The following is a 14,432-nucleotide window of genomic DNA, read 5'->3' on the forward strand; positions in this document are numbered from 1 at the left end:
AGGAATATAAAGAGATGACAATAGAATTAGAGAAACACTATAATAAATTTTGTGAGGACAAAAGATTAACAAGAAGACACGGACAAGTAGAATATATAACTTCCATGAAGTATATTCATGAGTATCTAGAGAATTATGAGAATGCAAAAATCTTAGATGTTGGTGCAGGAACAGGGAGATACTCTGTGGAACTAGCAAATGAAGGATATGATGTTACTGCAGTTGAGCTTGTTAAGCATAATCTAGGCGTTTTAAAGTCAAAAGGAAGCACAGTAAAAGCATATCAAGGAACAGCATTAGATTTATCAAGATTTCAAGAGAATACTTTTGATATGACCTTAGTGTTTGGTCCCATGTATCATTTATATACTTTTGAGGATAAGGTAAAAGCGCTACAAGAAGCAAAAAGAGTAACTAAGCTTGGTGGAGTTATTTTGGTAGCATATTGCATGAATGAATATAGTGTAATAACATATGGATTCAAGGAAAATAATATTAGAGCAAGTATTGAAAATGGAAAGTTAAGTGATGATTTTCATGTTATATCAGAGCCTGAAGATTTATATGATTATGTAAGGCTTGATGATATCAATAAGATAGTTGAAGAAGCAGGACTTAAAAGAATAAAAATAATTGCAGCTGATGGACCAGCTAACTATATGAGACCGACTTTAAATGCTATGGATGAAGAGACATACAAACTGTTTATTAAGTACCATCTTTCTACCTGTGAAAGACCTGACCTATTAGGAGCAAGTGCCCATACAGTAGATATTTTAAGAAAAGAGTAAGGAGAACAAATTGATGATAAAAGAAATTGAAGTACGTAGAAGTATAAGAAAATATATTGATAAGCCAGTTGAGGATGAAAAAATAAATGAAATATTGGAGAGTGGAAGGTTGGCTCCATCAGGAAACAACACACAACCTTGGCACTATATTGTAGTTAAATCAGATGAAATGAGACAAAGAATAATGGAGGCTTCCCATAATCAGAAATGGATGATGACAGCTCCTGTTTTTATTGTAAGTGTTGCAGATGTAAGATGCAGAATAAAAGAAGACATATCAATCGATGATGATAGTTCCGAAGATGAAGTAAAACGAATAATTAGAGATACGGCAATTTCAACAGGATATATGCTTTTACAAGCTAATAATTTAGGCTTGGGAGTCTGCTGGGTTGCAGAGTTTACACAAGAAGAAATTAGACCAGTCTTAAATATACCATCTGATAAATATGTAATTGGTGTTATAACAGTTGGTTATCCAGATGAAGCTCCTAAGCCTCGTCCAAGAAAAAATATTGAAGATATAGTGCATTACGAATCTTGGTAGTAATAAATATAAAAATCTAACCTACTATACAAAAGGAACCCATGAAAATAGTCTTTTAGTGTCTATTTCATGGATTCCTTTTTTTATGTTTATATATTTTTTTTATAAATTAAAGATCTGCCTCAACACCATTTACATTAGCTTGTTCATCATCTTCCATAGGAATTATAATGCACTTTTTCCCGTCAATTATTTGTGATTTTATTTGAGGAACTTTTTGAGGTTTTACGTGAAGTACAACATCATAGTTTTGAGTAGTATTGTCATCAGCTTCTATTGCAGAATCGGCAGCTATTTCTAACATACTTTCATCTTCAACATCTATAATTGGTTCTGCAGCTACATTTAATTCAGTCTCTTGTTTTGTTTTTTCTAGTATTTCTTCAAGTATCTGCACTTTCTTTTCAAGTCTTTCTTCCTTTTTTCTCTGTTCATTAGCAGCTATAGCTTTTTTATCAATTAAGTGCTCTACTACAGGAGGAGTATCGCCAAATTCATCTATATAGGATTTTTCTATTTTTGCAGTGATCTCTTCAGGAATCCCGCTTTCAATTAAAACCTCCTGAATATTATCATTAGTCAAAATTATAGGTTCAGCATTCTTACCATTTACAGTGGTATGATCCTCCACCATATTATTTAGAGTCTCTTGAATATCCATATATAAATGCTCGGATTTTTCATCATCACTTCCAAGAGCCTTACGAACAATAGTGTTGAAGGTTTCTTTCTGCTCAGTAGCAGTTTGTTTTGAACTACACCCTAAGGCTTGTTCCATAAATTCTGGGTGTGTATCTTTTGCATTTTTTGTATAATACATAATAGAATGAATATCAGTACTACGGTCAGTAAAAGCTGGGAAAACAAATCCTAAATCTGGAGCACCAACTATCCAATCTCTAACCCTTGAACCAATTCTATTTTCATTTTCAAAGTACCCAAGGCCTGGTTCACTAAGAGATACTGGGCATATAGCACATAATAAATATTCATAGACCTCTTCAGATTCATCTATTTTTGAATTATCAGTAGTTTTAGTAATAACATCGTAAGCATCGTGAAAAATAAGTATTAGGAAATTACCAGTGTAGTCATAGCTGTTTATAATCATTTTATAGAAGCTATCAAGAAGTCCATCATCCTTTAATCTGCTTTTCTTAAGTGCTAATAAAGAAAGTTGTCTACTTTCTATTTCATCCTCATCTCCATTAAGAGGGAAATTAAGTTCTAAAAGGTTGTTTCCAACCGTTCCTGATAAGGTTTTTTTAGCTATCTCTAAATATTTAAAGAATTCTTCATCTACTAAGTTTAAAAATGTTTCTCTAAATTTTAATACAATATTTTTTTCGCCATCTACGTAACATCCACACATTTTAGTAAATGTGCATTCATCCTTCTTTAAACGCCTTTTTAATTCCAATATATCTTTCTTTTTCATAAACAGACCTCTCACTTCATGAGTTTTTATCAATACATAATATAGTATAGTGTTCAATGGACAACCCTGCAAGTAACTATATAGATTAAAAGACTATAAATATTTAACAGATTACTGATAGAGTGCATAAATTCACCTTTTATAAGATCTATTAATACAATATTAATATGTAGAATATTAATATTTTTAAAGAGTGCATTGAGGGATAAAAATGGATATAAGTAATAAAAATTACTATGGAAAAGGATATAAGTATGAGAAAAATGGATGGATCTATGTTCATATTGAAGGTGAAGCATATAAACGAGGACTTCAACATGGATTTCTCCTTGCAAATGAAATTGAAGAAATAATTGATAATCTTAAATTTTTGACTTATTGGAATACAGGAAAAGAGTGGAGTTTTTTTGTTGATCAAGCAGAGAAGCAGTTTACACATAAGGTTGATGAGGAATTTCTTGATGAAATAAAAGGGATTGCTGATGGGGCACGTAAAGTTGGTGTCAAAGTAACATGGCAAGAAATTCTAACTTGGAATGGATATGGAGAACTTATAGGTTTTTGGTGGTCTAATAATTCAGATGGAGAAGTCAAAAGCAATATAGGAAGAAATAATGGAGGATGTTCAGCGTTTATTGCAACAGGTACTGCTACAAAGGATGGAAAGATTCTTTTAGCTCATAATACATGGGAAAGTTATGAAACTGGACAATATTTGAATGTAATAATGGATGTTTTGCCCGAGTATGGAAATAGGTTTTTAATGCAGACCGCACCAGGATATATAGATAGCTTTAGTGATTTCTTTGTAACAGCCTCAGGTATTCTAGGTGCGGATACAAGTATTTCTGGATTTAAAAAATATAATTCTGAAGGTGTACCTCAGTTTGTGAGAATTAGAAAAGCAATTCAATATTCTGATGAAATAAATGAATTTATTGATATTATGAAGGAAAATAGCAATGGGGGCTACACCAGCATGTGGCTGCTTGGGGATATAAGAAGTAACAAAATTACTAGGTTTGAGCAAGGGTTAGATTACTCAAGTGTAAAAACACTAGAGGATGGTTACTTTATTGGGTTTAACGCACCTGAAGATCCTAGAATACGTAATTTGGAAGTGGAAAATAGTGCCTATACAGATATTCGTGATCATCAGGGAGCAAGAAGAGTTAGGCTTACTCAATTAATAGAAAGGTATTATGGAGAACTAGATATAGAATTTGGGAAGGCTATTTTAGCAGACCACTATGATGTATACCTAAGTAGGAGAAATCCTTCTTCAAGGACAGTAGATGGACATTATGAACTGGATGATCAAAGATATCCAAGTGTCGCTGGAACACTGCCACCATTCTCTCCACAAGGTGCTTTAGATGGAAAAGTAATAGATAGTGATTTAGCAGAAAGTATGTCTTTCTTAGCAAAATGGGGAGGTTCTAGTGATATTCCATTTATTACAGATGAGTACTTCTCAAAGCATCCACAATGGAATTATCTAAAAGGACATCTTAAGGATAGGCCTTCAATGCCTTGGTGTATGTGCAAGGTAAGAAAGGAATAAGAGAGTTAGATAAAAAGGGGGATGAATATGGTAAAACCTAAAACACTTAAAAAAGGGGATACGGTGGGCATAGTATCACCAGCAACTGGAGTAGATAAAAGTCATATATGGAGATCTATTAAGACATTTGAAAGTTGGGGGCTTAAAGTAAAGGTTGGAAAGCATGCTTATGATAACTACTATTATCTTGCTGGAACAGATGATGATAGAGCAGAAGACTTAAATGAATTTTTTGCTGACACATCAATAAATGCAATTTTTTGTAGTCAGGGAGGTTATGGTTCACCGAGAATAGTTAATGCTTTAGACTATGATATGATAAGAAAAAATCCTAAAATATTTATTGGATATAGTGACATTACAGCACTTCATCTTGCAATTTATAAGAAAACAGGACTAACTACTTTTCATGGTCCAAGTGCTACAGGAATCTATGGAGAATATGCTACTGAATATAGATTAAGATATCTTTATAAGGCACTATTTAGTGAGGAACCTATTGGACAAATAAAAATGGCAGACCAAGATAAATATCTTGTGAAAGTTACTAAAGGACGAGCATCTGGAAAAACTATAGGTGGTAATTTATCTTTAATCTGTGAGCTTATAGGGACTCCTTATGAAATTGATACAAAAGGTAAAATGTTGTTTTTTGAAGAGGTTGGCTCAGATATTCAAGATATAGATAGCAGATTAACACAACTTCTTAATACAGGAAAACTTCAGTCTGCTGCAGGAATTATTATTGGAGAATGTACAGATTGTGAAACAGATGTATTTGATAAGGGAAGATCCTTAGAAAATTTGATTTTCGATAGAATAGGTAATCTTGGAATACCAGCAATATGGGGACTCCCAATAGGTCATACTCATGATTTAGCAACTATTCCGATAGGGGTTAATGCTTCCTTAGACGCAGCAAAGGGGGAGTTTAGTATTTTAGAAACTGCAACTATATAAAGGTATAAATCAGTAAAACTCATAATAGAAATGTTATGGGTTTATCTTTTGTAAAAAAATTACATATGGTAAAATAATATTTGTATATATAACAAAAGGAGTTTTCTATTATCCGGGGGACGGTAATTATGAATAAGTTTAGAAATTTTATAAAAATGATATTAATAGTTTTGTTAGTCCTAACTATCAATGGACCACTAGTTGCTTTTGCAAGAGCAGGAGGCGGTGGTGGGGGAGGTTCATCTGGCGGAGGTGGTGGCGGTGGAAGCACTGGTTCAACTCATAGCAAATCATCAAGGAAAAGCAGTCCACTAGAAAATGTAATAAGTTTTGGATTGTTTGCTGTAGCTGCTTCAGCTGGAACAATTGTACTAAAAGTAAAGCTAGGTAAAAAGAAGGCTAAAACTATTTCAGCTATAAAGGAACTATCTAAAAGCGATAATAACTGGAATTACAAAGAAATAAAGCAAGATATAGAAGAAGCTTTTTATAAGGTGCAAACTGCATGGATGGAAAGAGATCAAGATTTAGCTAAAGAATATATGAGTGATGAGCTATATACTAAACATAGAACTCAAACTGAATGGATGAAGGTACGTAAGCAAAAAAACATTCTAGAAGATATGGAGTTATTAAGGGTGACGCCTGTAGGAATTGAAGATCATGAAGGAATAGATAGAGACAGTATATGGGTTCATATTAAGGCATCATCACAGGATTATACCATAGATGAAGAAACAGATGAAGTAATAGAGGGGGAAGCTTATAAATTTGTTCAATTTGAAGAATACTGGAAGTTTATAAGAAAAGAATATAGATGGGTATTAGATGAGATAAGGCAAATAGATGAAATTAGCAATTTAGATTTCTTTGTAATAGATGTAGAAAAGGAAGAGTAAAAATTTTTATAATATTAATATAAGCCCCAGAGCAATCAAGGATATTTATTGCTCTGGGTATTTTGATTTATAGACATTTTATAAAAATTTTATATTATCTAAAAATACTTTTTAGAAATTTTTACTACTTATAGTGTAGAATGATAAGTGTAATATTGAACAATATATATTTAAATAGTGCCAGGAAGGGTGAACAAAATGAATCTACTAATGATAATATTACTACTAATGGTGTGTTTGTTAATTTCCAATATAATTAGTCATTACATTCCATCTGTTCCAACAGCGCTAATTCAAATAGTTTTAGGTGTAGTGCTTGCGTTTATATTTAGACATAATTCAATTGAGATAGAAGAAGAGTGGTTTTTCCTTTTATTTGTAGCACCTCTTTTATATAATGATGGGAAGTACTTTCCACGAGAAGAACTCTGGAAAATGAAATGGTCTATATTAGGTAATGCCTTGATATTAGTACTTTTAACAACTCTAGGAGGAGGCTATTTTATTCATTGGTTAATACCAGATATTCCTCTTACAGCAGCATTTGCTTTAGCGGCTATATTATCACCAACTGATCCAGTAGCTGTAAACGGAATTGCAAAGCGAATTCATATTCCAGATAGAGTATTAAATCTTGTTAGAGGAGAATCCTTAATAAATGATGCATCAGGTCTAGTTGCTTTTAAATATGCAATTGGGGCGGTGGTAACTAGTTATTTTTCTTTAAGGGAAGCAGTAGTAAATTTTTCATACATATTTTTTGCGGGAGCAGCTTTTGGAGTTTTATTTGCATTAATTATGATGTTTATAAGATTTACATTACATAAGAAAGGAATAAATGATGTAACATTTCATTCCTTACTACAGATATTAGCTCCTTTTGGAATTTATATTATTACAGAAGAATTTTTGCATGCTTCTGGAGTAATTGCTGTAGTAGTTGCTGGGATTATTCACTCAGTAATAAGTAAAAAGATTGAAATAAGAATAGCTGAAGAGCAAGTACTCACTGAGAATATGTGGAGTATTATACTATTTGTACTAAACGGAAGTGTATTTCTGTTACTAGGATTAAATATACCATCATCTATGAGAGAAACCATAGCAAGTCCTGATATAGGAAAATGGAAAGCCATTGGATATGTTATTGCCATTGGGTTTGTTATTTTGGTAATTCGCTTTATATGGTCTTATTTTTCAGCATTTTATGGATATAGGTTAAGAAGAGAAAAAGATATTGAGAAACCGGATATGAAATTTGCCTTACTTACTAGTTTAACTGGTGTTAGAGGTACGGTTACAATGGCAGGAGTTTTATCGATACCATTTTTTCTAGAGAATGGAGAAACTTTTCCAGAGCGCTCACTAATTCTGTTTTTAACTGCAGGGGTAATATTATTTACATTAATACTCGCAACAGTATTTTTACCGATTTTATGTAAACAGGCTTCGGAGGAAAATCAAGAAATAATTGATAATGATTTAAGTGAAGCAAAGAATAGACTTTTACTAGTTAGTATTAAGGCTATTAAGAAGGAAATTAACGAGAAAAATGAAGCGGTAGCTTATGAATTAATTAACGAATATAAACATACCTTTGACCATTATAGATTAGAACATGAAATTGTAGCAAAGGATACAAATATTAAAGAAAAAAAGATTGTGGAGTTAAGACTCATTGCATTAAAAGCTGAGAGAAATTATATATATAAATTAATGGATGAATACCAAATTAATGAAGAGGTATTTAATACTTTTGAAAAATCTTTTGATTATAGGGAAGAAGCTCTTTTAAATAATACAAGGCAAAATACAGTATTTTTCATAAGAAAATTAATGAGATGGTCTAGGCGTTTTTATGGAGGAAGTAATAAGAGAAGAGATGAAAAATTAGATAGCATTCAGTTAGTAAAAGACATTCAAGTTAAAGCATTTGAGGCAGCAATTGAAGCAATACAGAAATATACAAAAAATCATGAAGAATCAAAGTTTGCTCACGGGTTGATTTTAGATTATAAGAGTATGATTAATAGAATGAAGGGAACAAAAATAAAATACACTGAGGAGGACATGGAGCAGAAGGAAGAACTAAGAATAAAAGCTATGGATATAGAACGTTCGGAGATTCGTAAAATGTATGAGGCTGGAGAGATTACAAGGGAGCAGTCAAAAGAATTAAGAAGATACATAAATTATATAGAGAGTGTAATTTTGTATAAGCATGTTGAGTAAATAAAACTCCAGGATAGAAATATCCTGGAGTTTTTTAGGTATTATTAATATGCTGTTTTGATATAATTATTTATAACAAGAAAAACATGAGGTAAGGGAGAGGAGAGGGCTATGGTAGAAAACTTAACTGCCAAGGATGGCAAAAATTTATATGTTTATTGCTGGGATAAGGCTGATAACCCTAAGGGGATGATACAGATTTTTCATGGTATGGCTGAGCATTCAGGTAGATATAAAGAATTTGCAGAGTATCTTAATAGAAAAGGGTTTATTGTATACTCCTCTGATCATCGTGGACATGGTAAAACTGCAGATACTGTAGAGGAAATAGGGATTATTGGTGAAGATGGCTTTAATGCTATAGTTGAGGATAAGCATCTTATATTTGAGCAAATGAAGCAGGAACATCCAGAATTACCTATGTTTTTATTAGGGCATAGCTTCGGATCTTTTCTTGCACAGGAATATATAATTCGTTACGGAAAAGAACTAAAGGGAGTAGTATTATCAGGATCAGCAGCACAAAAGGGAGCAGAAGTCTATTTGGGAGGATTAATTTCCTCATTTCAAAGGGAAATTTCGGGAGAAAAGAAGCAAAGTAAACTTTTAGATACTTTAAGTTTCGGAAGCTATAATAAAAGATTCAAAGGGGATGGATATAAATTTTCATGGTTAAGTACTGATTTGAAAGAGGTTAAAAAGTATGAGGAGGATCCTTTCTGCGGAGCAGTCTTCAGCATAGGCTTTTTCTACTATCTAATGAAAGGATTAAGGAATCTTTATAAAAAAGAAAGACTAAAGTTAATACAGCAAGAGCTACCTATTTTTATTATCTCTGGAGAGGATGACCCTGTAGGGGGTTATGGTAAACTAGTAAAAGGACTATTTGAAATTTATAAAGAAATAGGTATTAGAGATGTTACGTTGAAGTTATATCCAGGTTTCAGACATGAAATACTAAATGAAGTAAAAAAGAGAGAAGTATATGAAGATATATTAAATTGGCTTAACCATATATATGCATAAAACTAAACCGTACTAGAGAAATCTAATACGGTTTTCTTATTTAATAAAAATATTTATGAGTAAACATAGTAATATTATTCACTATTTCCATAAGTTCCTTTGGAGATTCAGTTAAATCACTTTCAAGCCAGGTTTGTATAATTGAAAAAGTTCCACCTACGGTATGACTTATTAAATAATCTATATGGGCATCATTAAATTCATTTGATTGGTGTACTACGTATTCAATATCTGCTTTTCGTGCAAGATATATTATACGGTTTATTATTCTGCTATCTTTTTGTTTACAAAATAGTACTTTACATAAATCTTTATTAACATAAATCAATTCAAGAACCTTAAGTAATAATTGATCCTTATAATTTTCAATTGGAGTTTCATTAATGTATTCAAGTACCTTATCAAATAATTCATCTTCCATTGATTGAAGTAATTCAAAGGCATCATTATAATGAGAATAAAAGGTCCCTCTATTTATATCAGCCTTTTTACATATTTCAGTAACTGTAATCTCATGTATTTCTTTTGCTTGGAGTAATTCAAGTAAGCTTTCTTTGATTACACTTTTAGTATATAAAGTTCTCCGGTTTCCTTTAACACCAACCATAAGTATTCTCCTTTTATGAAATTATTAAATTTACATTAGATGCCATTAAATATACAAAATAGAGAATTGTGTACATTTAATAACAATGTAATTTTAGTTGACTATTGTCTATGTATAGCAGCTTATTTATACTATATATTGTATTATCAAATATACGCTATGTCTATTTAATAATATGTAATAAAGATTTAACTTAAAGAGAAAGGGGGCGAAATGATGCCTTTTATAGAAGTTATTAACGAACACAAAAGATATAAAATAGGAGAAAATATTGTTGTTGCAAACAATGGAATTGATTTTTCTATTGAAAAGGGTGAATTTGTTATAATTTTAGGGCCAAGTGGAGCAGGTAAATCAACAGTCCTTAATATACTTGGAGGAATGGATACTTGTGATGAAGGAAGTATATTAATTGATGACACAGATATAGCCAAGTTTAACCGAAAGCAGCTTACTAAATATAGAAGACATGATGTAGGCTTTGTATTTCAATTTTATAATTTAGTACAAAACTTAACTGCTAAAGAAAATGTAGAGTTAGCTGTACAGATTTCAAAAAATGCACTAGATGTAGATGAAACTCTTGAATTAGTGGGGCTTGGTCATAGAAAGGATAACTTTCCAGCTCAATTATCAGGCGGAGAGCAGCAAAGGGTATCAATAGCAAGAGCAATGGCTAAGAATCCTAAAATGTTACTATGCGATGAACCTACTGGTGCGCTTGATTATAAAACAGGAAAACAAATTTTAAAAACACTACAAGATACTTGTAAGAATACTGGGACAACAGTTATAGTAATAACTCATAACACTGCAATTGCTCCCATTGCCAATAGGGTAATAAGGATTAATGATGCTAAGGTTAGAAGCGTTGAGGTAAATGAGAATCCTGTTCCAATTGACGATATTGAGTGGTAGAGGTGAGCTTTTATGCAAGGTAAGTCGTACAAAAAATCAATAATAAGAGAAATTGCATCATCAAAAGCTAGATTTACTTCAATATTAGTAATAATTTTTTTAGGAGTATCATTTTACTCTGGAATTAAGTCAACTGGGCCAGATATGAAAAAATCTATAAATAGGTTTTATAATAGTCAAAATCTTATGGATAGTAAAATAGTATCAAGTCTGGGACTCACTGATAAAGATTTGGACATCCTTAAAAATAATGACAAAATATTAGATTATTACGGAACACATAGCATAGATGCAGGTCTTACAAATGTAAATAGTGTAGTAAGGTTTATGGAATATGATCCTCAAAATATAATTAATAATCTCATTATTTCAGAGGGGAGACTACCTGAAAATAGCGGAGAAATAGCTCTAGATGAAAAGGCTTTAAAGCAAGATAAGAATTTAAAAATAGGCGATAAATATGTAATAGAATCTGACAAAGATACAATGGACTCTTTTAAGAAAACTACTTTTAAAATTGTTGGTTTCGTAAGAAGTCCAATGTATGTGGATAATGAAGCAAGGGGAACAACGACTGTAGGAAAAGGAAGTATTGATTATTTTGCAGTATTAAATAAATCTGATTTTTCAATGGATGTATATACAGAAATATATGTAAGATTTAAAAATGTACAAAATATTGATACTTATAGCAATGAATATAAAGGCAAAATGGAACAAAATAATGAATATATTCAAAGTCTTTATTCAAAACGTTCAATTGATAGAATTGATGAAGTGAAAAAAGATGCGCAAAAAGAATTGGATAAAGCCTATAAAGAGATTGAAGATGGCGAAAATAAGTTGTCAAGTGCTCAAAAGGAAATAGAAGATGGGAAAGATAAGCTTGAAGCAGGTAAAAAACAATATGCTCAAGGAATAAAAGACTACGAGCAAAAGATTAAAGCTGGCGAAGCTAAACTTGCTGATGGGCAAAAACAATTAGAAAATGGTCAAATAGAAATTAATAATCAAAAAGAAAAGCTAGCAGAGGGAGAAGAGCAGCTTAATGGGGCAAAAACTCAGTTAGACAGTGCTAAAGAAAAGTTTTTGGCTCAAGGGATAAATCCTGATCAAGATACGAGTAATCTTAAAAATCAGCTTAGTGGACTTAAAACTTTAATTCAAACTTATGATGCACTTTCTAAAGATATAAATGATACCGTGAGTAGTACTCAAGATGGTGATATGATACCAACTCAAAAAATTCAGTATTGGAAAACTATTATATCGCAGCCAGGTTTAGGATTAGAGGGATTAAAAGGATTAATAGATCAATTAGAGACGGATCCCAGCAATAAAACCTTAGCGATCAGTATTTCAAAGGGAGTAGATGCAGCCTCAAAAAGTGCAAATGAAAATGCAACTAATTTAGAAACTTTAATAAATGGAATTACTAGTTATCAGCAAGGAAAGGCTCAATATGAGGAGCAATTAAAAGTACTTAATGGTGGTAAGTTACAGATAGATGCAGCTCAAAAGCAACTAGATGCTTCTAAAATAGAAATAACTAATGGGAAGAAGGAGCTTGAAGCAGGCAAGGTACAGGGGAAATTAGAACTCGACAAAGCTCAAAAACAATTAGTGGATTCTGAAAAGAAACTTATTGATGGTGAAAAAGAGATAGAGCAAAATAAACAAAAACTTTTAGATGCAAGAAAAAAAGTAGACGAAAATAAAGAAAAATTGAAAGACTTAGATAAAAGTAAGTACTATTTCTTTGATAGAAATGATAACCCAGGATATGGGGTAATTAAAGATTCAATTAAAAGTTTAGATAATATAGCATCTGTATTCCCGGTATTTTTCTTTCTAGTTGCAGTATTAATTTGCTTAACAACAATGACAAGAATGGTAGAAGAAAATAGAATTGAAATTGGTACATTAAAAGCTTTAGGATATAGCGACTTAGAAATATCTGAAAAGTTTGTAGTATATGCTGCATTAGCTAGCATTATTGGAGGTATTTTAGGAATATTAGTTGGATGTACAGCATTACCTAGTATAATTAATTCTGCCTATGGAATGTTATTTGTAATACCTAAGTTTAGTATATATTTCTATCCATCTTATATAATTCAGTCTATGGCGGCCTCAATATTATGTACCGTAGGTGCAGTGCTATTTGTTCTAGAAGTTGAACTAAAAAATAACCCTTCGGATATGATGAGACCAAAGGCTCCTAAGTTAGGTAAGAAAATCTTTCTAGAAAGAATTACTCCATTATGGAAAAGACTGAATTTTAATCAAAAGGTTACACTTAGAAATTTATTTAGATATAAGCAAAGAATGATAATGACAGTTCTAGGTATTGCAGGATGTATGGCTATGCTTGTTACAGGATTCGCTCTTCAGAGTTCTAACAAGGGTGTTTTAGATAGACAATTTAATAAGCTATGGCACTATCAAGCTATGGTAATTTTTAAAGATGATGTTAGTGAGAAAGATAGCAAGGAATATGATGATATTTTAAATGGACTAAAAGGATACAACAGCAGTTTAAATATTCATCAGGAATCAGTTACCTTTACAAAGGAAAACATGAACAAGCAAACAGCTACTCTGTATGTGCCAGAAGATGTAGAAAACTTTGATAAATTTGTTACACTAAGAGATAGAGTTACTGAAAAGAATTATAAAATATCAGATGATGGGGTTATTATTAATGAAAAGTTAGCAAAACTTTTAAAGGTATCCTCTGGAAATACAATAGTTATGAAGGATGAGGATAATAACTCTTATAATGTTAAGGTTAGTGAAGTATCTGAAAACTACCTTATGCATTCTATTTATATATCACCCACATACTATGAGAAGATATTTGGCAAAAAGCCAGTATATAATGCTCAATTTTTAAAACTAAAATCTGATGCTCAAAGTGATGATGAAATTTCTTCAAAGCTTATGGAAAGTAATAAAGTTATAAATGTCACCTTAACATCAAAGATAATAGATTCAAGTAAGGAATCTGCCAATAGTTTAAACATAGTTATGGTAGTTATAATCTTAGCTTCTGGTAGTTTGGCATTTGTTGTATTATATAACTTAAATAATATAAATGTATCCGAACGTATAAGAGAACTATCAACTATAAAAGTACTAGGATTTTTTGATAATGAAGTCACTATGTATATATTAAGAGAAAATGTAATACTTACATTATTAGGAGTTCTTGTTGGTTCCTTTATGGGTAAAATACTTTATTCGTTTATAATAGGAACAGCAGAAACTGACACTATGATGATGTTACCAGATGTATTTATGAGTAGTTATGTATTTTCTGCATTAATAACCATATTATTTTCATTATTAGTAATGATTATGATGCATATAAAACTAAGAAATGTTAACATGATTGATGCATTAAAATCAAATGAATAAAATTATAGCAAATCAAAAGAGCTGAAGTTA

The 14,432-nt window shown here is 31.4% G+C and carries 11 protein-coding genes; 9 read left to right on the plus strand and 2 right to left on the minus strand.

All coding sequences use genetic code 11. The features are described from left to right. The first annotated feature begins 14 nt into the window (after nucleotides 1–14). Together JK634_RS13345 and JK634_RS13350 are read left to right on the plus strand one after the other, a co-directional pair. Nucleotides 15–791: a class I SAM-dependent methyltransferase gene (locus JK634_RS13345; protein WP_202768750.1), complete on the plus strand. Its 777-nt coding sequence runs from the start codon at nucleotides 15–17 to the stop codon at nucleotides 789–791. Nucleotides 792–804: 13 nt separating this feature from the next. Beyond that, complete coding sequence (locus tag JK634_RS13350; protein ID WP_202768174.1) at nucleotides 805–1,338, plus strand: nitroreductase family protein; 534 nt, start codon at nucleotides 805–807, stop codon at nucleotides 1,336–1,338. Between the two features lie 109 nt (nucleotides 1,339–1,447). On the opposite strand, the gene JK634_RS13355 is transcribed toward JK634_RS13350, so the two are convergent. After that, nucleotides 1,448–2,776: a DUF4317 domain-containing protein gene (locus JK634_RS13355; protein ID WP_202768175.1), complete on the minus strand. Its 1,329-nt coding sequence runs from the start codon at nucleotides 2,774–2,776 to the stop codon at nucleotides 1,448–1,450. Nucleotides 2,777–2,987: 211 nt separating this feature from the next. Here JK634_RS13355 and JK634_RS13360 point away from each other — a divergent pair, with 211 nt between their 5' ends. The 5 genes from JK634_RS13360 to JK634_RS13380 all read left to right on the plus strand — a co-directional run bounded on the left by JK634_RS13360 (nucleotide 2,988) and on the right by JK634_RS13380 (nucleotide 9,457). After that, nucleotides 2,988–4,340 (plus strand): C45 family autoproteolytic acyltransferase/hydrolase, encoded by a 1,353-nt coding sequence (locus JK634_RS13360; protein ID WP_202768176.1) that lies wholly within the window; start codon nucleotides 2,988–2,990, stop codon nucleotides 4,338–4,340. A 27-nt stretch (nucleotides 4,341–4,367) separates the two neighbouring features. Beyond that, entirely contained in the window at nucleotides 4,368–5,300 is a 933-nt protein-coding gene (locus tag JK634_RS13365) for a S66 peptidase family protein (protein ID WP_202768177.1), read from the plus strand. A gap of 128 nt (nucleotides 5,301–5,428) precedes the next feature. Further along, nucleotides 5,429–6,199 carry a Tim44 domain-containing protein gene (locus JK634_RS13370; RefSeq protein ID WP_202768178.1) on the plus strand — a complete coding sequence of 257 codons (771 nt, stop codon included), beginning with the start codon at nucleotides 5,429–5,431 and terminating at the stop codon, nucleotides 6,197–6,199. Between the two features lie 198 nt (nucleotides 6,200–6,397). Continuing rightward, nucleotides 6,398–8,431: a Na+/H+ antiporter gene (locus JK634_RS13375; protein ID WP_202768179.1), complete on the plus strand. Its 2,034-nt coding sequence runs from the start codon at nucleotides 6,398–6,400 to the stop codon at nucleotides 8,429–8,431. Between the two features lie 111 nt (nucleotides 8,432–8,542). After that, complete coding sequence (locus JK634_RS13380; protein WP_202768180.1) at nucleotides 8,543–9,457, plus strand: alpha/beta hydrolase; 915 nt, start codon at nucleotides 8,543–8,545, stop codon at nucleotides 9,455–9,457. Nucleotides 9,458–9,497: 40 nt separating this feature from the next. Here JK634_RS13380 and JK634_RS13385 read toward each other — a convergent pair whose 3' ends face one another. After that, complete coding sequence (locus JK634_RS13385) at nucleotides 9,498–10,064, minus strand: TetR/AcrR family transcriptional regulator (RefSeq protein WP_202768181.1); 567 nt, start codon at nucleotides 10,062–10,064, stop codon at nucleotides 9,498–9,500. A 216-nt stretch (nucleotides 10,065–10,280) separates the two neighbouring features. Here JK634_RS13385 and JK634_RS13390 point away from each other — a divergent pair, with 216 nt between their 5' ends. Both JK634_RS13390 and JK634_RS13395 read left to right on the plus strand, forming a co-directional pair. Beyond that, on the plus strand, nucleotides 10,281–10,982 hold the full coding sequence (locus tag JK634_RS13390; protein ID WP_202768182.1) for an ABC transporter ATP-binding protein: 702 nt from the start codon (nucleotides 10,281–10,283) through the stop codon (nucleotides 10,980–10,982). A gap of 12 nt (nucleotides 10,983–10,994) precedes the next feature. Next, nucleotides 10,995–14,402 (plus strand): FtsX-like permease family protein, encoded by a 3,408-nt coding sequence (locus tag JK634_RS13395; protein ID WP_202768183.1) that lies wholly within the window; start codon nucleotides 10,995–10,997, stop codon nucleotides 14,400–14,402. Nucleotides 14,403–14,432 lie beyond the last annotated feature (30 nt).

It is taken from the genome of Clostridium paridis (assembly GCF_016765615.1).
Taxonomy (GTDB): Bacteria; Bacillota; Clostridia; order Clostridiales; family Clostridiaceae; genus Clostridium_T; species Clostridium_T paridis.

What these genes read in the sequence shown, in the direction of transcription:
- JK634_RS13345 (WP_202768750.1), top strand. Translation starts at nt 15, where the DNA reads ATGACAATAGAATTAGAGAAACACTATAATAAATTTTGTGAGGACAAA.
- JK634_RS13350 (WP_202768174.1), top strand. Translation starts at nt 805, where the DNA reads ATGATAAAAGAAATTGAAGTACGTAGAAGTATAAGAAAATATATTGAT.
- JK634_RS13355 (WP_202768175.1), bottom strand. Translation starts at nt 2,776, where the DNA reads ATGAAAAAGAAAGATATATTGGAATTAAAAAGGCGTTTAAAGAAGGAT.
- JK634_RS13360 (WP_202768176.1), top strand. Translation starts at nt 2,988, where the DNA reads ATGGATATAAGTAATAAAAATTACTATGGAAAAGGATATAAGTATGAG.
- JK634_RS13365 (WP_202768177.1), top strand. Translation starts at nt 4,368, where the DNA reads ATGGTAAAACCTAAAACACTTAAAAAAGGGGATACGGTGGGCATAGTA.
- JK634_RS13370 (WP_202768178.1), top strand. Translation starts at nt 5,429, where the DNA reads ATGAATAAGTTTAGAAATTTTATAAAAATGATATTAATAGTTTTGTTA.
- JK634_RS13375 (WP_202768179.1), top strand. Translation starts at nt 6,398, where the DNA reads ATGAATCTACTAATGATAATATTACTACTAATGGTGTGTTTGTTAATT.
- JK634_RS13380 (WP_202768180.1), top strand. Translation starts at nt 8,543, where the DNA reads ATGGTAGAAAACTTAACTGCCAAGGATGGCAAAAATTTATATGTTTAT.
- JK634_RS13385 (WP_202768181.1), bottom strand. Translation starts at nt 10,064, where the DNA reads ATGGTTGGTGTTAAAGGAAACCGGAGAACTTTATATACTAAAAGTGTA.
- JK634_RS13390 (WP_202768182.1), top strand. Translation starts at nt 10,281, where the DNA reads ATGCCTTTTATAGAAGTTATTAACGAACACAAAAGATATAAAATAGGA.
- JK634_RS13395 (WP_202768183.1), top strand. Translation starts at nt 10,995, where the DNA reads ATGCAAGGTAAGTCGTACAAAAAATCAATAATAAGAGAAATTGCATCA.